Genomic DNA, 18,656 nt, shown 5'->3' on the forward strand with positions numbered 1-18,656 from the left:
ATCAGATCTTCCAGCCCGAATGCAGGCAGGCGATCCCCATGCTCAGGTTGCGGTACTTGGCGTTCTCGAAGCCCGCCGCGCGCAGCATCCCGAGGAAGGTTTCCTGATCGGGGAACTTGCGGATCGATTCCACGAGGTACTGATAGCTGTCGCGGTCGTTGGCGATGGCCTGCCCCATGCGCGGAATGATGTTGAACGAATAGAGGTCATAGACCTTCTGCATCAAATCATTGGGGATCTGGCTGAATTCCAGCACCATCAGGCGGCCACCGGGTTTCAGCACGCGGTAGGCTTCGTTCAGCGCCTCTTGCGGGCGGGTGACGTTCCGGATGCCGAAGGAGATCGTATAGACGTCAAAGCTGTTGTCGGGGAAGGGCAGCGCCATGGCGTCGCCGACCACCCAATCGAGTTCATCGGCCATAGAGGCCGCCTCGGCGCGCTTGCGGCCCTCGACCAGCATGGGCTCGGTCAGGTCGCAGACCGTGGCGTGGCCGTGGCCCGCGCGCTTGAGGAAGCGGAACGAGATGTCGCCTGTGCCGCCCGCCACATCGAGCAGTTTTTGCCCGGGGCGCGGCGCCAGCCAGTCCATCATCGCGTCCTTCCAGATGCGGTGAATGCCGAAAGACATGGCGTCGTTCATCACGTCGTATTTCGACGCGACCGACCCGAAGACCCCGCGCACGCGGCCAGCCTTCTCTTCCTCGGGGATGTCGGTGAACCCAAAATGGGTGGTTTTTCCGGTCTCTTTGGTCATGGGCCTTGCCGTCCTGTGTCCGAGACTCCTTATAGAGCCCGCGCGCCGCGCTGCAATGCGGCCCAGTCGAAAGGATCCGTGATGCCCGAACTTCCCGAGGTGGAAACCGTCCGTGCCGGACTTGCTCCGGTGATGGAAGGAGAGCTTATCGCCGAGGCGAAAGTGAACCGCCCCGATCTGCGCTGGCCCTTTCCCGAGCGGATGGCCGAACGGCTGACCGGGGCGCGGGTGCTGCGGCTGCGGCGGCGGTCGAAATACATCCTGGGCGATCTCGACACGGGTGAGACGCTGCTGATCCACCTTGGCATGTCGGGACGGATGCTGATCTCTGGTGATCCGCTGGGCAAATTCGTGCATGAGCACCCGGCACCGGAAAAGCATGACCACGTGGTCTTTGAGATGGCGAGCGGCGCGCGCATCACCTTCAACGACCCGCGACGTTTCGGCGCAATGGATTTGATGGAAACCGCGACCGCCGAGGCGCATCCGTTGCTCGCGGTGATCGGGCCGGAGCCGCTGGGCAATGAATTCAGCGAATCCCACCTTGTGACGGCGTTGAAGGGCCGCAGCATGCCGATCAAGACGGCACTGCTGGATCAAAAGATCGTCGCGGGTTTGGGCAATATTTATGTTTGCGAAGCCTTGTTCCGCGCCGGCATCCATCCTTCACGCCGCGTCAATAAAATCTCGGAAAAACGCATCTCTGCGCTGGTGCCGATCATCCGGCAAGTGCTGAGCGAGGCCATCGCGGCGGGCGGCTCTTCGCTGAAAGATTATCGCCAAGCCGATGGCGAACTTGGATATTTTCAGCACAGCTTCGATGTCTACGGACGCGAGGGCCAGCCCTGCCGCGCAGCCGGTTGCGCAAACACCGTTCACAGGATCGTGCAGTCTGGCCGGTCTTCCTTCTACTGTCCGAGCTGCCAAAGATAGCTTGATTGCAGGGGTCAAGTTGGTAAGGCTGCGCGACAATGCCAACGGACGGGAGCCCGAAGTCATGGCCTATGAGACGATTATCGTCGAAGTAGACGACGACGTTGCCACTATTACCCTGAACCGCCCGGACGCCCTCAATGCGCTCAACAGCCAGCTTCTTGGCGAGCTTGCGCAGGCGCTGACCGAGGCGGATGCCAATGACAAGGTGCGCTGCATCATCCTGACGGGCTCGGCCAAGGCGTTCGCCGCCGGGGCCGACATCAAGGAAATGTCGGAAAAAACCTTCGTCGAGATGTATCTCGGCGATTTCTTCGAACCGGCCACCGAAGCGGTCTCGAAGGTTCGCAAGCCGGTGATTGCCGCGGTCAGCGGCTACGCGCTTGGCGGGGGATGCGAACTGGCGATGATGTGCGACTTCATCATCGCGTCGGAAACCGCGAAATTCGGCCAGCCCGAGATCAACCTCGGCGTCATCGCCGGGATCGGCGGCACGCAGCGCCTGCCGCGCTACGTCGGCAAGGCCAAGGCGATGGACATGCATCTGACGGGCCGCTTCATGGATGCCGAAGAGGCCGAGCGCTCGGGGCTGGTGAGCCGCGTCGTGCCGGTCAAGCAGCTGATGGAAGAGACCCAAAGCGCCGCAGCCAAGATCGCCGAGAAGTCGATGCTGGCCTCGATTGCCGCGAAACAGGCGGTCAACCGCGCCTTCGAGACGACATTGGACGAGGGGCTGCTGTTCGAGCGCCGCCTGTTCCACTCGCTCTTTGCCACCGAAGACCAGAAGGAAGGCATGTCGGCCTTCCTTGAAAAGCGGACCCCGCAGTTCCGCGACCGCTAAGCTTTCCGTGGCCCGTCCCCGCGGGGACGGGCTGCAACTTTTGGCGTCAGAGGGAATCAGGCCTGAAGCGGGCCGCGCCCCTGCCGGATCGCCGCCTGAATGGCGCGCCAGGTCTCGGCCTCCGCCGTATCCCCTTTCTCTTCGTTTTCACGCACCTTCGCGGCAGCCTCGGCTTCGGCCCTGCCGCCGTGGGCCCGGTACAGCGCCTGCGCCGCCTGAGTGATCTGGATGGTGTTCATGGCTGACTCCTCCTTTCAGTCAGAACCCTCCGCGGTCCCCCGCGGGAGCCCGATCCTAGCCGATTCCACGCCCAATCCCCAAGTTTTCCGGCAATGCCCTTTGCAACCGGCGGAAAATGGGGTATGCGCCGCGGCTACATGCGCGTGATGCCCGCTAAGGCAAGAATCGGTCCGGCACGACAGATCCGGGTCTGGTGGATATTGCGCGTCCGAAATTCAGACCAGGCCGTCGGCCACAACCAGGCCCATCGGCCACAGAAAAGGACCGTTTCATCATGGCAAACACGCCCCAGTCCAAAAAACGCGCACGTCAGAACGAAAAGCGTTACGCCGTCAACAAGGCACGCCGTTCGCGCATCCGCACCTACCTGCGCAAAGTCGAGGAAGCGATCGCTTCGGGCGACAAGGACGCAGCCTTCGCCGCACTGAGCGCCGCACAGCCCGAGCTGATGCGCGGCGTCACCAAAGGCGTCTTCCACAAGAACACCGCTGCACGCAAAATGTCGCGTCTTTCGTCGCGCGTGAAAGCGCTCGGCTAAGGGCATTTCTGTCCGACTGAAATGACACACCTCAAAAGTGTGTGACCGAAAAGGCATCGCCATTGGTGGTGCCTTTTTTCGTGACTCACACAAGATTTTGGAGCCCTAGATTCTTTTTTCGGATTCCAGTGAGTTAAGTTTGAAGTTCGGTTGCCGCTCTTCGCGGAACAGGGGTAATTTCATCAGGCGAGTCACGTCGCTGGGGGGACAGGCAATCGGGGACACTACCGCGGGAATCGTGGAACGTCTCCGTCGCTTCGGCAGTCTGCTGCACAGACGCCGAAACCGGGGTGAATTCATCCTGCCAGTCCATTTGTAATATGGGTGATTGAGGCACCGTCATGGGGTCGCTTCGGGGTACTGGGAATCCCGGGGAGTCTTCCTGCGTTCCTAAATCACTGGGACAGAGGTATCTCATCCCGGTCCATGCCACCTTTGGCATGGGGCCAGTTCTTGCATCCCTGCGGTTGGCTCGGTCGGGCAGTTGTGTGTGTGGCCCGAGGGACAGAGAAGAACCGGTGAAGAGACGGAGCGGGGATACATGACGCAGGAACAATGGGGCGCGCTGCAAGACAGGCTGAGCAGCACGATCGGGGAAAACAATTATCGAACCTGGATCAAACCCCTAGAATACAAGGGACTGGAGGCCGATGGGGTGGCGGTCTTCCTGGCGCCGACGAATTTTATCGGCACCTATGTTTCGCAAAATTTCGGAGACCTGCTGCTGTCGCAGATCTCGACATTGGATTCGCAGGTTCGCCGCCTGCAATTCCGGGTAAGCAATGCGCCGCGTCCGGCCATGGGCCGACCGAGCCCGCGCCCGGCAGCGGCGAACAAGCCCGAACCGGCGCTGCAAAGCGTGCAGGCCGAAGCTCAGGCGAGCGGCTATGCAGGCACGCAGGCGGGCACCGCAGGTGCCGCGGCGCAGGGCGGCAGTGATCTGCTGCCGAGCGCGCCGCTGGATGCGCGGTTCACCTTCGACAATTTCATCGTCGGCAAACCGAACGAACTGGCCCATGCCGCCGCGCGCCGCGTGGCCGAGGCCGAGACCGTGACCTTCAACCCGCTGTTCCTCTATGGCGGCGTGGGTCTTGGTAAAACGCACCTGATGCACGCGATCACCTGGGAACTGCGCAACCGCCGCCCGGATCTGAACGTGCTCTATCTGTCGGCAGAGCAGTTCATGTACCGTTTCGTGCAGGCTCTGCGCGAGCGCCGCATGATGGACTTCAAAGAGCTGTTCCGTTCGGTCGACGTGCTGATGGTCGATGATGTGCAGTTCATCGCGGGCAAGGATTCGACGCAGGAAGAGTTCTTCCACACGTTCAACGCGCTGGTGGACCAGAACAAGCAGATCGTCATCTCGGCAGACCGCGCGCCGGATGAGATCAAGGATCTCGAGAACCGCATCCGCTCGCGCCTGCAGTCCGGCCTCGTGGTCGACCTGCACCCGACGGATTACGAACTGCGTCTCGGCATTCTGCAGTCGAAGGTCGACACCTACCGCAAGCAATATCCCTCGCTGCAGCTTGACGATGGTATCCTCGAGTTCCTCGCGCATCGCATCTCGACCAACGTGCGCGTGCTCGAAGGCGCGCTGACCCGGCTCTTCGCCTTCGCCTCGCTGGTCGGCCAGCCGATCACCATGGAGCTGACGCAGGATTGCCTTGCCGATGTGCTGCGCGCCTCGGACCGCAAGATCTCGATCGAAGAGATCCAGCGCAAGGTGGCGGATCACTACAACATCCGCCTCAGCGATCTGATCGGCCCCAAGCGCGTGCGCAACTTCGCCCGCCCGCGTCAGGTGGCGATGTATCTGTGCAAGCAGCTGACCGCGCGCTCGCTGCCCGAGATCGGTCGCCGTTTCGGCGGGCGCGACCACACCACGGTCATGCATGGTGTGAAGCGGATTGAGGAACTGCGCATGCAGGACAGCCAGATCGCCGATGACATCGAGCTGTTGCGCCGCGCGCTCGAGGCGTGACACCTCAGCCTGAGGCGCCAAGCCTGAGACCGCACGACCACAAATGGGAACGGGGCTGCCTTCGGGCGGCCCCGCGGCCTTGACGCTGCAGGCAATCTATCTGATCAATCACCAAAACAGGTTGGAGTAGCTCTGGTTTTGCGCCAAGCTGCCCCTCCGGCCAACCGAGGAACAGGGCGATGAAAGTCAGCATAGAACGGGCGACGCTGCTCAAGGCAGTCAGCCAGGCACAATCGGTGGTCGAACGCCGGAACACCATTCCGATCCTTGCGAACGTGCTGATCGAGGCCGAGGGGAACACGGCCAGCTTCCGCGCAACCGATCTCGATATCGAAGTGCTCGACCGCGCCCCCGCGGTTGTCGAGCAGGCGGGCGCCACCACCGTCTCGGCGGTGACCCTGCATGAAATCGTGCGCAAGCTGCCCGATGGCGCGCTGGTGCAACTCGCTGCGGACAATGCCGCGGGCCGGCTGACGGTGACCGCGGGCCGCTCGAACTTCAGCCTCGCGACGCTGCCGAAAGAAGACTTCCCGGTGATGGCGTCGTCGGAATATTCGTCGAACTTCAGCGCCAAGGCCGAAGTGCTGCGCCGGCTGTTCGACAAGTCGAAGTTTGCCATCTCGACCGAAGAGACGCGCTATTACCTCAACGGCGTCTACATGCATGTCACCGACAGCGAAGACGGCCGGGTGCTGCGCTGCGTCGCCACCGACGGTCACCGCCTCGCGCGCATCGACGCGCCGCTGCCGTCGGGCGCCGAAGAGATGCCCGGCGTGATCGTGCCGCGCAAGACCGTGGGCGAGCTGCGCAAGCTGCTCGACGAAGACGATATGGACATCGCGGTCTCGGTCTCGGAAACCAAGGTGCGCTTCGCCACGCCCGACATCACGCTGACCTCCAAGGTCATCGACGGCACCTTCCCGGATTATTCGCGCGTCATCCCGATGAACAACACCCGCCGCCTCGAGGTCGACGCGGGCGAGTTCGCCAAGGCGGTGGACCGCGTGGCGACCGTCTCGTCGGAACGCTCGCGCGCGGTGAAGCTGCAGCTGGATGAAGACCGCCTCGTGCTTTCGGTCAACGCCCCCGACAGCGGTGCTGCTGAGGAAGAGCTGGCCGTGGCCTATGGTGACGAGCCGCTGGAGATCGGCTTCAACGCGAAATACCTGCTGGAGATCGCCAGCCAGGTCGACCGCGAGAACGCCGTTTTCATGTTCAACTCCTCGGGCGATCCGACCCTGATGCGCGAAGGCACCGACACGTCGGCGGTCTATGTCGTCATGCCGATGCGGGTCTGACCCGCGCCGCGCGCCGCCTTCGGTCGCGCTATGCGTATTTGAAGAACAATGAAGGGCAGGGGCGCGGCTTCTGCCCTTCATTGTCCCAAAAATACGTTCAGCAGCGCCTGCCTTCCTGCGAAAGCTGTCGATCCAATGTCCCTCCATCTCACCCGCCTCACGCTCTCGCATTTCCGCTCGCACCACCATGCGTCGGTCGAGGTCGACGCGCGGCCCGTGGCGATCCATGGCCCCAATGGCGCGGGCAAGACCAATCTGATCGAGGCGGTCTCGCTGTTCTCGCCGGGGCGGGGGATGCGCCGGGCCTCGGCGCAGGAGATGGTGCGCCGCCCCGAGGCGCTGGGGTGGAAGATCGAGGGGCTGCTGCAGACCGGCGGCAGCCTGCATGAGATCACCTTCCGCTCGGAGGCGGGCGCGGCGCGGCAGGTGCATATCGACGGCAAAGCCGCGCCGCAGGTGCAACTGGGGCGGATGGCGCGGGTGCTGTGGTTGATCCCGTCGATGGACCGGCTGTGGATCGAGGGCCCCGAGGGGCGGCGGCGGTTTCTCGACCGGATGACGCTGAGCTTTTTCCCTGACCACGCCGAGCAGAGCCTCGCCTATGAAAAGGCCATGCGCGAGCGCAACCGGCTGCTGCGCGATCAGGTGCGCGACGGTTTCTGGTACGGCGCGCTCGAGGGGCAGATGGCCGAGGCGGGGGCCGCGCTGCAGGCCAACCGCCGCGCGGCGCTGGCGCGGCTGGCCGGCGCGCAAGCCGAGGCCGAGACGCAATTCCCGGCCGCCGAGCTTGAACTCATCGACGGTGAGCAGCCCTGCCCGGACAGCGCCAGCGACCTACGGGCCGCGCTGGAGGCGAGCCGTCCGCGGGATCTGATGGCGGGGCGGACGCTGGTGGGGTCGCATCGCGCCGATCTGCGCGGGGTCTTTGCCGCCAAGGGGGTTCCCGCCGAGGATTGCTCGACCGGCGAGCAGAAGGCGCTGCTGATCTCGCTCATCCTCAGCAACGCCCGCGCGCTGGCCGCCGAGACCGGTGCGGCGCCCATCCTGCTGCTCGACGAGGTGGCGGCGCATCTCGACGCGGGCCGCCGCGCGGCGCTTTATGACGAGATTTGCGCGCTCGGGGCGCAGGCGTGGATGACGGGCACGGGGCCGGAGCTTTTCGCGGAACTGGGAGAGCGGGCGCAGCATCTCGAGGTGACCGAGCGGGAAGGGCAATCGGTGGTTGAAAACCGCACGGTTTAACACCAAATCTTGTGTCATCGGCGTGACAATCGCGGCAGAACACCGTATAAAATCAACAAAAATCACGAAGGATCGCGGCATGGCCGAACCGGCAAGCGCACCGCAGGAATACGGCGCGGATTCCATCAAAGTTCTCAAGGGTTTGGAGGCTGTCCGTAAGCGTCCCGGCATGTACATCGGGGACACGGATGACGGCTCGGGCCTGCACCACATGGTTTACGAGGTCGTGGACAACGGCATCGACGAGGCTCTGGCGGGCCACGCGGACTTTGTTCGGGTGAAGATTCACGCCGACAACTCGGTTTCGGTGCGCGACAACGGCCGCGGTATTCCGGTCGATCTGCACCAGGAAGAGGGCGTCTCGGCGGCCGAGGTCATCATGACCCAGCTGCACGCCGGCGGTAAGTTCGACCAGAACTCCTACAAGGTGTCGGGCGGTCTGCACGGCGTGGGCGTTTCCGTGGTGAACGCGCTTTCGGTCTGGCTCGAGCTGCGGATCTGGCGCAACGGCAAAGAGCATTACGCGAAGTTCAGCCATGGCGAGACCGTGGAGCATCTGCGCGTGGTGGGCGACGCCGAGGGCGAGCAGGGCACCGAGGTGCGCTTCCTTGCCTCGACCGACACCTTCAGCAACCTCGAGTACAGCTTTGAGACGCTGGAGAAGCGCCTGCGCGAGCTGGCCTTCCTGAACTCGGGTGTGCGCATCATCCTCGAGGACGAGCGCCCCGCCGAGCCGCTCAAGACCGAGCTGCACTACGAAGGCGGCGTGAAGGAGTTCGTGAAATATCTCGATCGCTCCAAGCAGCCGGTGATGCCCGAGCCGATCTATATGACCGGCGAAAAGGACGGCATCGGCGTCGAGATCGCCATGTGGTGGAACGACAGCTACCACGAAAACGTGCTGCCCTTCACCAACAACATCCCGCAGCGCGACGGCGGCACCCATGTGGCGGGCTTCCGCGGCGCGCTGACCCGCACCATCAACAACTACGCGCAGTCCTCGGGCATCGCCAAGAAAGAGAAGGTCTCTTTCACCGGCGATGACGCCCGTGAGGGTCTGACCTGCGTGTTGTCGGTGAAAGTGCCCGACCCGAAGTTCAGCTCGCAGACCAAGGACAAGCTGGTCTCTTCCGAGGTGCGCCCGGCGGTCGAGGGGATGATGAACGAACGTCTGGCCGAGTGGTTCGAAGAGAACCCCAATGAAGCCAAGCAGATCGTCGGCAAGATCGTCGAGGCGGCGCTGGCCCGCGAGGCCGCGCGCAAGGCCCGCGAACTGACCCGCCGCAAGACCGCGATGGACGTGAACTATCTGGCTGGCAAGCTCAAGGACTGCTCCGAGAAGGACCCGTCGAAGACCGAGCTTTTCATCGTCGAGGGTGACTCGGCAGGCGGCTCGGCGCAGACCGGGCGCGACCGGGGCACGCAGGCGATCCTGCCGCTGAAGGGTAAAATCCTCAACGTCGAGCGCGCGCGTTTCGACCGGATGCTCGGCAGCCAGGAGATCGGCAACCTGGTGATGGCGCTCGGCACCGGCATTGGCCGCGACGAGTTCAACATCGAGAAGCTGCGCTATCACAAGATCATCCTGATGACCGACGCCGACGTCGATGGCGCGCACATCCGGACGCTGCTGCTGACCTTCTTCTACCGGCAGATGCCGGAGCTGATCGAGGGTGGCTATCTCTATATCGCGCAGCCGCCGCTCTATAAGGTGACCCGCGGCAAGTCCGAGGTCTATGTGAAGGACCAGAACGCGCTTGATGAATACCTGATCAATCAGGGTGTCGACGGCGCGCATCTGACCACCGGCAACGGCGAGGTGATCGCCGGGCAAGACCTCGTTCGCGTGATCGAAGAGGCGCGGCAGCTCAAGCGTGTTCTCGACGCCTTCCCGACGCATTACCCGCGCCACATCCTCGAGCAGGCGGCGATCGCGGGGGCTTTCGTGCCCGGCGCGGTCGAGAGCGACCTGCAGGGCGTGGCCGACAAAGTGGCGCAGCGGCTCGATCTTATCGCGCTGGAGTATGAGAAGGGCTGGCAGGGCCGGATCACGCAGGATCGCGGCATCCGTCTCGCGCGTATCCTGCGCGGCGTTGAAGAGGTCCGCACGCTCGACGGCCCGATGCTGCGCTCGGGCGAGTCGCGCCGCACCGGCAGCTTCACCGATGCGCTGCAGGCGGTCTATCAGACCCCGGCAACGCTGGAGCGCAAGGACCGCCGTCAGGCGATCTTTGGTCCGCTCGGCCTGCTCGAGGCAGTTCTCGAGGAGGGTGAGAAGGGCCTGTCGCTGCAGCGCTATAAGGGTCTGGGCGAGATGAACCCGGGCCAGCTGTGGGAGACGACGCTCGATCCCGATGCTCGCACCCTGCTGCAGGTGAAGGTGGACGATATGGCCGAGGCCGACGATCTCTTCACCAAGCTGATGGGCGACGTGGTGGAGCCGCGCCGCGACTTCATCCAGCAGAACGCGCTGAGCGTGGAGAACCTCGACTTCTGATCCGGTGGGCCTTGGCGGCCCGCATGCGACAGAGTGATTGGCAAAAAGAAAGCGGCGCGTGGGGGCCTCCACGCGCCGCTTTTCATATCCGGCTCATAGGGGGTCTCAGCCGCGCGCCTTGCCGTAGCCTTCCAGAAGCATCGGGAAATCCGCCTCGGGAGGGAATCCCTTGTAGTGATGCTCGGCCGGTGTGGTCGCCCAGTCGAGGCGATCCACGGTCATCGTCTCGATATAAGGCCTGCACCAGTCCGGTACCTCGAACATCGAGGGGCGCACATTCACGAAATTCTCGACCCCGACGATCCGGGTGAACACCCAGCCCTGACAGTCGCCGCACATATAGTGATCGAGGTCAGGCCCTTTGATCCCGCCCTTCACTGGCGTGCCGGAGACCACGCGAAATCCGTCACCGGGCACCATCATCGTCAGGGAAAAGGCGCTGGCGCTCATCTTTTGGCAGCCGCGGCAATGGCAGGCGGCGGTCATCATGGGCGGTTTGCTCACTTCGACCTGCAGTGCGCCGCAGCGGCAGCTGCCGGTTTGGGGAAGGTCGGTCATCTGGGTTTCCTCTTCTCCGAATCTGGGGGTGAGCCTCGGGCGGCCAAAGAAAAAGCCGGCCCCGGGGCCGGCTTTGCGCTCACTCGGTCCGCAGGCTGGCGGCCAATTCCTTGATGGCGTCATATTGCCCGCCGGGGCGGAAGCGCCACAGGTAGTCGGGCAGCACCGCTTCGGGCGCGACCGGGGTGATCCCCAGATCCTTGAGCCCCTTGGCCCCGTCCGACACCACATTGTCCTTGCGCAGCATGATCACCTGATCGCGGGTGATCGGCGCGGTGAACAGACCGCCGGTGATGCGCTGGACAAACTCCGACACGCGGCCCATCACCGAAGCCAGCCCAAAAGGCAGGTTCAGCAACATCTTGCGGCGGCGGATCACACTCAGCATCTCTTCGATGAAGGCGCGGAAGCTTTTCACTTCCGGCCCGCCAAGCTCATAGATGCCCGGCGCGGCCACCCCGGTCAGCCCCTTCTCGGCAGCCTCGGCGACATTATCCACGTAGACCGGCTGGAACTTCATATCCGCACCGACCAGCGGCAGCACCGGACCCATGCGCGCCATCCCGGCGAACCGGTTGAAGAAGTTGTCTTCCATACCGAAGATCACCGACGGGCGCAGGATCATCGCGCTGGGGAAGCTGGCCAGCACCGCCTCTTCGCCAAGCCCCTTGGTGCGGGCGTAGCTGCTGGCGCTCTCTTTATCGGCGCCGATCGCCGACAGATGCACAAAGCTCTCGACACCTTCTTCGGCGGCGATCCGGGCGATGCGGCCCGCGCCTTCGGACTGCACAGCGTCGAAGTTGTTCTTGCCGCGCGCATCAAAGGTGCCGACGCAGTTCACCACCGCATCCGCGCCATGCATCACGCTGCGCACCAACTCGTCGTCTCGGATGTTGCAGAACACCGGCTCCACCTGACCGACCGAGCCATAGGGTTTCACAAAGAGCGCTTCATTGGGCCGGCGCACCGCGACACGCACGCGCCAGCCGAGTTTCGCCATGCGTCGTGCGATGTAGCGTCCGACAAAGCCGGAACCGCCGTAAATTGTGACGAGCTTGCTCATCTGCCTTCTCCCGCTGTGAGCTATCTGACCTTGAATACCGGCCCACCGAGGACCGGGCAAGCGGCGCACGGAAGGGAAGTTGAAGAAACTTCAAAAACTGCGTTGACACTCCCTGCGGACATATTTAAACGCCCCCTCACCACCTGTGCCCAGGTGGCGGAATTGGTAGACGCGCTGGTTTCAGGTACCAGTGGCTTAACGGCCGTGGAGGTTCGAGTCCTCTCCTGGGCACCATAGAAACGCCGCTTAATCTTCGGATTAAGCGGCGTTTTTTGCTTTCGGGATTTGGGGCTCTTCCTGTGCGCCGTTGATCCTGAGGTTGGCCAGAAGGTCTGGCCTTGATCCTCTCCCTCACTCTCCATGCTCTGGCTCCGTCGCGCGCGTGCTCCTTTGGTAGCCTTTGTCCTCGTCGCTCATGGTCTGAGCCGGGATGCGGCCAACTCGAGGAGTGGCGTCAGGAACATCTCTCTAGTGTCCTGCGCCCGACGGGAGGGTGCCGTTTGCTGGACTACGAGGTCCCGCTAAGCGCCGATCAGGCTCAAAGCGCCGCGGGAGTCCGCTTGTCTGCGCCCATAGCTGAGGGGGCGGGCGCTTCGGTCCTCCAGGGGCGTTCCTTCGCGGCCCTGTTTTTACGCGGTTTCCGGCCTTCGTGCATTTTTTATGACGAAAAATGAAAAAAGGGGTTGCGACCCTCCGAGGGAATACGTAAATAGCCCCTCACCGGCGGCGCTGAGGCGCTAGACGGGACGCCAGACGGGGCGGCGGCGAGGCGGCAAGCTGAGCCAGCGCAGACGAGGCGGAGAAATTTCGAGAGGCAGACGGGCGGGCGCGCCGCAAGTTAGGGCGCAACGGTCTGGTTTTTGTCTCTCACGCTCTTTGACATCGCAGATATCTGAAGAGATATGCGGGCGGCTCTGGTTCATTTCGATGGATCAAACGTCAGTATATCGCGCTTCTAGGGCTTCGGTCCGATGATGAAGTGTCAGCTTCACTGTTTGTCGGTCTTCGGTGCCTTTGGTACTGAAGCACGAGAAACAGAAAGTTTGATTGTGCCCCTTTCCTTAGCCGGGTGGGGCAGCCGGACCTTCGGGTTTGGTGACGCAATCAAGATGTGCTGAGGTTCGAACGTCAAGGATAACCGAGCAATCGGTTTTCAACTTGAGAGTTTGATCCTGGCTCAGAACGAACGCTGGCGGCAGGCCTAACACATGCAAGTCGAGCGAGACCTTCGGGTCTAGCGGCGGACGGGTGAGTAACGCGTGGGAACGTGCCCTTCTCTACGGAACAGTCCCGGGAAACTGGGTTTAATACCGTATACGCCCTTCGGGGGAAAGATTTATCGGAGAAGGATCGGCCCGCGTTAGATTAGGTAGTTGGTGGGGTAATGGCCTACCAAGCCTACGATCTATAGCTGGTTTGAGAGGATGATCAGCCACACTGGGACTGAGACACGGCCCAAACTCCTACGGGAGGCAGCAGTGGGGAATCTTAGACAATGGGGGCAACCCTGATCTAGCCATGCCGCGTGAGTGATGAAGGCCTTAGGGTCGTAAAGCTCTTTCGCTGGGGAAGATAATGACTGTACCCAGTAAAGAAACCCCGGCTAACTCCGTGCCAGCAGCCGCGGTAATACGGAGGGGGTTAGCGTTGTTCGGAATTACTGGGCGTAAAGCGCGCGTAGGCGGATCAGAAAGTTGGGGGTGAAATCCCGGGGCTCAACCTCGGAACTGCCTCCAAAACTCCTGGTCTTGAGTTCGAGAGAGGTGAGTGGAACTCCGAGTGTAGAGGTGAAATTCGTAGATATTCGGAAGAACACCAGTGGCGAAGGCGGCTCACTGGCTCGATACTGACGCTGAGGTGCGAAAGTGTGGGGAGCAAACAGGATTAGATACCCTGGTAGTCCACACCGTAAACGATGAATGCCAGTCGTCGGGTAGCATGCTATTCGGTGACACACCTAACGGATTAAGCATTCCGCCTGGGGAGTACGGTCGCAAGATTAAAACTCAAAGGAATTGACGGGGGCCCGCACAAGCGGTGGAGCATGTGGTTTAATTCGAAGCAACGCGCAGAACCTTACCAACCCTTGACATCCTAGGACCACCCGAGAGATCGGGCTTTCACTTCGGTGACCTAGTGACAGGTGCTGCATGGCTGTCGTCAGCTCGTGTCGTGAGATGTTCGGTTAAGTCCGGCAACGAGCGCAACCCACATCTTCAGTTGCCAGCAGTTCGGCTGGGCACTCTGGAGAAACTGCCCGTGATAAGCGGGAGGAAGGTGTGGATGACGTCAAGTCCTCATGGCCCTTACGGGTTGGGCTACACACGTGCTACAATGGCAGTGACAATGGGTTAATCCCAAAAAACTGTCTCAGTTCGGATTGGGGTCTGCAACTCGACCCCATGAAGTCGGAATCGCTAGTAATCGCGTAACAGCATGACGCGGTGAATACGTTCCCGGGCCTTGTACACACCGCCCGTCACACCATGGGAGTTGGTTCTACCCGACGACGCTGCGCTAACCTCTCGAGGAGGCAGGCGGCCACGGTAGGATCAGCGACTGGGGTGAAGTCGTAACAAGGTAGCCGTAGGGGAACCTGCGGCTGGATCACCTCCTTTCTAAGGATGTTTCTAGTATCGTCGATCTAGATCGACGGTCGTGAAACACTTAGCAAGCATCAGTTAGTCACTGATGCACATCAGACGAGCCAGGCCGTCCTCATATCTCTTCAGAACGTAGAACACACGAGCCGCCGGCTCGTATGCAGTTGCCTGATCCCCGAGCGGGACGGTCCTCTCGGCAGATTTGCCCAACCTTCGCTTGGCCCAAATCGCCTGTCGGGCAACGTCGATTTTGCTTTGCAAAATCAACTGGGTCGGTAGCTCAGGTGGTTAGAGCGCACGCCTGATAAGCGTGAGGTCGGAGGTTCAAGTCCTCCTCGACCCACCATTTCCTTCGGGATCATTCCCGGGGTTATCCGGGGCCTTAGCTCAGCTGGGAGAGCGCCTGATTTGCATTCAGGAGGTCAGGAGTTCGATCCTCCTAGGCTCCACCACTTCCCCGCGGGAAGGGGCACATCTTCAAAGAGACGCACGATTAGATCGATAAGCACTTTCGAGTGTTTATCCGTCCAATCGGACGCATTGACATCGTTTAGAGAGATACAAAATCAACACTGTTTGGTTGCCGCGAGTGTGCGGTGATCTCTGGTTGGTTCCCCGCAAGGGGAAGGTTTTGCACAGCGGTTGTTTCCTCGACCAAGTGCGGAATATCCCGATCAGAAAAAGAACAGAGTTGTCCAAGTCAAGTACACTAACCCCTCATTCACTTTGCATAGGGTGAATGAGATTGTCTTCGCCGCATGGCGAGGGCGGGAAAGTATGCTTCTGATCCGGAATTAAATGCATTGCACGAACCAGCGTAATGCAACGTAAGGCTCTGCGCTCAAGTGGCCGAAAGGCGGTAGCGCACATATCCAGCCTTGCTCTTTCTGGATCGGATCAAGCGCGAGAAGGGCGTTTGGTGGATGCCTTGGCAGTAAGAGGCGATGAAGGACGTGATACTCTGCGATAAGTCCTGGGGAGCTGAGAATAAGCTTTGATCCAGGAATTTCCGAATGGGGCAACCCACCTGAAAGATGATTGTTAGCAATACCGTCAGTTACGAGAGCCTCGCGCTCAAGTAGCGAAGCGGTAGCGCATATCAATCGTCTTAAACAGGTACTTTTAACCTGAACACATAGGGTTTTAAGAGCAAACCCGGGGAACTGAAACATCTAAGTACCCGGAGGAAAGGACATCAATAGAGACTCCCCTAGTAGCGGCGAGCGAACGGGGACCAGCCGAGTCCTGAGAGTGAACAGAATGGTCTGGAAAGGCCAACCACAGCGGGTGACAGTCCCGTATGTGAAGCTCGATGGAACGTATTAAGTAGGGCGGGACACGTGAAATCCTGTCTGAAGATCGGGGGACCACCCCCGAAGGCTAAGTACTCCTTACTGACCGATAGCGAACCAGTACCGTGAGGGAAAGGTGAAAAGCACCCCGACGAGGGGAGTGAAACAGTACCTGAAACCGAACGCCTACAATCAGTCGGAGGCTCCTCGAGAGCTGACGGCGTACCTTTTGTATAATGGGTCATCGACTTGGTCTATCTAGCAAGCTTAAGCCGTTAGGTGTAGGCGCAGCGAAAGCAAGTCTTAATAGGGCGTCGAGTTAGATGGATCAGACCCGAAACCGAGTGATCTAGGCATGACCAGGATGAAGGTTAGGTAACACTAACTGGAGGTCCGAACCCACACCTGTTGAAAAAGGTCGGGATGAGTTGTGCCTAGGGGTGAAAGGCCAATCAAACTCGGAGATAGCTGGTTCTCCGCGAAATCTATTTAGGTAGAGCGTCATCCGAATACCCCTGGGGGTAGAGCACTGGATGGGTAATGGGGCCCCACAGGCTTACTGATCCTAACCAAACTCCGAATACCAGGGAGTACTAGATGGCAGACACACTGCGGGTGCTAACGCCCGTAGTGGAGAGGGAAACAACCCTGACCTCCGGCTAAGGCCCCCAATTCATGGCTAAGTGGGAAAGCAGGTGGGACGACCAAAACAACCAGGAGGTTGGCTTAGAAGCAGCCATCCTTTAAAGATAGCGTAACAGCTCACTGGTCTAATTAAGTTGTCCTGCGGCGAAGATGTAACGGGGCTCAAGCCATGAGCCGAAGCCGAGGATGCGCATAGCGCATGGTAGCGGAGCGTAGTGTGACATAGGACTACTCCTCTTCTGCATCCTTCGGGATGTAATGGAGGAGCAAGTCCTTTCTGTGAAGCCGGGCTGTAAGGCATCCGGTGGAGAGATCACTAGCGAGAATGATGACATGAGTAGCGACAAAGAGTGTGAGAGACACTCTCGCCGAAAGTCCAAGGGTTCCTGCTTAAAGCTAATCTGAGCAGGGTAAGCCGGCCCCTAAGGCGAGGCCGAAAGGCGTAGTCGATGGGAACCAGGTCAATATTCCTGGGCCATGTGGTGGTGACGGATTGCGAAGGTTGTTCCTCCTTATCGGATTGGAGGGGCCGCTCAGCAGTTCCTGGAAATAGCCCCACTTTGAGACCGTACCCTAAACCGACACAGGTGGACTGGTAGAGAATACCAAGGCGCTTGAGAGAACGATGTTGAAGGAACTCGGCAAAATACCTCCGTAAGTTCGCGAGAAGGAGGCCCAGTTTCAACGCAAGTTTTGGCTGGGGGCACAAACCAGGGGGTGGCGACTGTTTACTAAAAACACAGGGCTCTGCGAAGTCGCAAGACGACGTATAGGGTCTGACGCCTGCCCGGTGCCTGAAGGTTAAAAGGAGGGGTGAGAGCTCTGAATTGAAGCCCAGGTAAACGGCGGCCGTAACTATAACGGTCCTAAGGTAGCGAAATTCCTTGTCGGGTAAGTTCCGACCTGCACGAATGGCGTAACGACTTCCCCGCTGTCTCCAACATCAACTCAGCGAAATTGAATTGCCTGTCAAGATGCAGGCTTCCCGCGGTTAGACGGAAAGACCCCGTGCACCTTTACTACAGCTTCACACTGGCATCAGGCCATGCATGTGCAGGATAGGTGGTAGGCTTCGAAGCGGACACGCCAGTGTCCGTGGAGCCTCCCTTGAGATACCACCCTTGCATTGCTTGATGTCTAACCGCGATCCCTTATCGGGTTCCGGGACCCTGTGTGGCGGGTAGTTTGACTGGGGCGGTCGCCTCCTAAAGCGTAACGGAGGCGCGCGAAGGTTGGCTCAGAGCGGTCGGAAATCGCTCGTTGAGTGCAATGGCAGAAGCCAGCCTGACTGCAAGACTGACAAGTCGAGCAGAGTCGAAAGACGGCCATAGTGATCCGGTGGTCCCAAGTGGGAGGGCCATCGCTCAACGGATAAAAGGTACGCCGGGGATAACAGGCTGATACTGCCCAAGAGTCCATATCGACGGCAGTGTTTGGCACCTCGATGTCGGCTCATCTCATCCTGGGGCTGGAGCAGGTCCCAAGGGTATGGCTGTTCGCCATTTAAAGAGGTACGTGAGCTGGGTTTAGAACGTCGTGAGACAGTTCGGTCCCTATCTGCCGTGGGTGTAGGATACTTGAGAGGAGTTGCCCCTAGTACGAGAGGACCGGGGTGAACGATCCACTGGTGGACCAGTTGTCGTGCCAACGGCAGTGCTGGGTAGCTATGATCGGACAGGATAACCGCTGAAGGCATCTAAGCGGGAAGCCCCCCTCAAAACAAGGTATCCCTGAGGGCCGTGGAAGACCACCACGTCGATAGGCCGGAGGTGTAAGTGCAGCAATGCATTCAGCTGACCGGTACTAATGGCCCGATAGGCTTGATCCGATCCAGGAACAGCAAGGCTGTTCCATGATCAATCGAAGCATACAACCCCTACACAATACTTGACTTGGTATCTGTCGCTCCCAGCATTCGGGGGTGTCGGCCCGCAACCTGCTCCGCAGGTCGCTTCCGCCGACCCGCCGCGCTGCGCGCGACGTTGTGGGTTTTTCTCGGTTTGGTGGTCATAGCGCAAGCAAAACACCCGGCTCCATTCCGAACCCGGCCGTTAAGTGCTGCCGCGCCAATGGTACTGCGTCTCAAGACGTGGGAGAGTAGGTCACCGCCAAACCTAGTAAAACCCACAATAAATCAAACATAACGTATCTCTCAAGACGATCCAAAT

At 60.6% G+C, this 18,656-nt stretch carries 11 protein-coding genes, 3 tRNA genes and 3 rRNA genes; 13 read left to right on the forward strand and 4 right to left on the reverse strand.

The features are described from left to right. Nucleotide 1: 1 nt before the first annotated feature. A complete protein-coding gene (ubiE, locus tag ACXAD2_RS11290) occupies nt 2-754 on the reverse strand; it encodes a bifunctional demethylmenaquinone methyltransferase/2-methoxy-6-polyprenyl-1,4-benzoquinol methylase UbiE (RefSeq protein WP_066103502.1) in 753 nt (250 codons plus the stop codon). An 81-nt stretch (nt 755-835) separates the two neighbouring features. Between ubiE and mutM the strand changes: the two genes are divergently transcribed. Beyond that, nucleotides 836-1,687 (forward strand): bifunctional DNA-formamidopyrimidine glycosylase/DNA-(apurinic or apyrimidinic site) lyase, encoded by an 852-nt coding sequence (gene mutM / locus ACXAD2_RS11295; protein WP_475169922.1) that lies wholly within the window; start codon nt 836-838, stop codon nt 1,685-1,687. A 64-nt stretch (nt 1,688-1,751) separates the two neighbouring features. Next, the gene (locus ACXAD2_RS11300; protein WP_066103506.1) at nt 1,752-2,528 is read left to right on the forward strand and encodes an enoyl-CoA hydratase; all 777 of its coding nucleotides are present in this window, start codon (nt 1,752-1,754) and stop codon (nt 2,526-2,528) included. A gap of 56 nt (nt 2,529-2,584) precedes the next feature. On the opposite strand, the gene ACXAD2_RS11305 is transcribed toward ACXAD2_RS11300, so the two are convergent. Beyond that, nucleotides 2,585-2,767, reverse strand: a complete 183-nt coding sequence (locus ACXAD2_RS11305) for a hypothetical protein (RefSeq protein WP_066103507.1) — start codon at nt 2,765-2,767, stop codon at nt 2,585-2,587. 275 nt (nt 2,768-3,042) lie between these two features. On the opposite strand from ACXAD2_RS11305, the gene rpsT reads away from it, so the two are divergent. From rpsT to gyrB, 5 genes are all read left to right on the forward strand, one after another. Next, nucleotides 3,043-3,306, forward strand: a complete 264-nt coding sequence (rpsT, locus tag ACXAD2_RS11310; RefSeq protein WP_164178428.1) for a 30S ribosomal protein S20 — start codon at nt 3,043-3,045, stop codon at nt 3,304-3,306. Nucleotides 3,307-3,847: 541 nt separating this feature from the next. Next, nucleotides 3,848-5,290 carry a chromosomal replication initiator protein DnaA gene (dnaA, locus tag ACXAD2_RS11315; protein ID WP_066103511.1) on the forward strand — a complete coding sequence of 481 codons (1,443 nt, stop codon included), beginning with the start codon at nt 3,848-3,850 and terminating at the stop codon, nt 5,288-5,290. Between the two features lie 179 nt (nt 5,291-5,469). Then, a complete protein-coding gene (gene dnaN / locus ACXAD2_RS11320; protein WP_066103513.1) occupies nt 5,470-6,588 on the forward strand; it encodes a DNA polymerase III subunit beta in 1,119 nt (372 codons plus the stop codon). A 135-nt stretch (nt 6,589-6,723) separates the two neighbouring features. Next, nucleotides 6,724-7,830, forward strand: a complete 1,107-nt coding sequence (gene recF, locus ACXAD2_RS11325; RefSeq protein WP_475169933.1) for a DNA replication/repair protein RecF — start codon at nt 6,724-6,726, stop codon at nt 7,828-7,830. Between the two features lie 79 nt (nt 7,831-7,909). Further along, the gene (gene gyrB, locus ACXAD2_RS11330; protein ID WP_066103516.1) at nt 7,910-10,327 is read left to right on the forward strand and encodes a DNA topoisomerase (ATP-hydrolyzing) subunit B; all 2,418 of its coding nucleotides are present in this window, start codon (nt 7,910-7,912) and stop codon (nt 10,325-10,327) included. Nucleotides 10,328-10,432: 105 nt separating this feature from the next. Here gyrB and ACXAD2_RS11335 read toward each other — a convergent pair whose 3' ends face one another. Next, complete coding sequence (locus ACXAD2_RS11335) at nt 10,433-10,885, reverse strand: GFA family protein (protein WP_475169935.1); 453 nt, start codon at nt 10,883-10,885, stop codon at nt 10,433-10,435. Nucleotides 10,886-10,964: 79 nt separating this feature from the next. Further along, the gene (locus ACXAD2_RS11340; RefSeq protein ID WP_475169937.1) at nt 10,965-11,948 is read right to left on the reverse strand and encodes a complex I NDUFA9 subunit family protein; all 984 of its coding nucleotides are present in this window, start codon (nt 11,946-11,948) and stop codon (nt 10,965-10,967) included. A gap of 147 nt (nt 11,949-12,095) precedes the next feature. On the opposite strand from ACXAD2_RS11340, the gene ACXAD2_RS11345 reads away from it, so the two are divergent. The 6 genes from ACXAD2_RS11345 (at nt 12,096) to rrf (ending at nt 18,602) form a co-directional block, all read left to right on the forward strand. Continuing rightward, nucleotides 12,096-12,182 (forward strand) — tRNA-Leu (locus ACXAD2_RS11345). Nucleotides 12,183-13,102: 920 nt separating this feature from the next. Beyond that, nucleotides 13,103-14,566, forward strand: a 16S ribosomal RNA gene (locus ACXAD2_RS11350). 254 nt (nt 14,567-14,820) lie between these two features. Beyond that, nucleotides 14,821-14,897, forward strand: a tRNA-Ile gene (locus ACXAD2_RS11355). A gap of 30 nt (nt 14,898-14,927) precedes the next feature. Continuing rightward, nucleotides 14,928-15,003 (forward strand) — tRNA-Ala (locus ACXAD2_RS11360). A gap of 443 nt (nt 15,004-15,446) precedes the next feature. After that, nucleotides 15,447-18,316, forward strand: a 23S ribosomal RNA gene (locus tag ACXAD2_RS11365). A gap of 171 nt (nt 18,317-18,487) precedes the next feature. Then, nucleotides 18,488-18,602, forward strand: a 5S ribosomal RNA gene (gene rrf / locus ACXAD2_RS11370). The 16S, 23S and 5S rRNA genes sit together here with 2 tRNA genes alongside, the layout of an rRNA operon. Nucleotides 18,603-18,656 lie beyond the last annotated feature (54 nt).

It is taken from the genome of Salipiger sp. ABN3_019, from assembly GCF_056158605.1.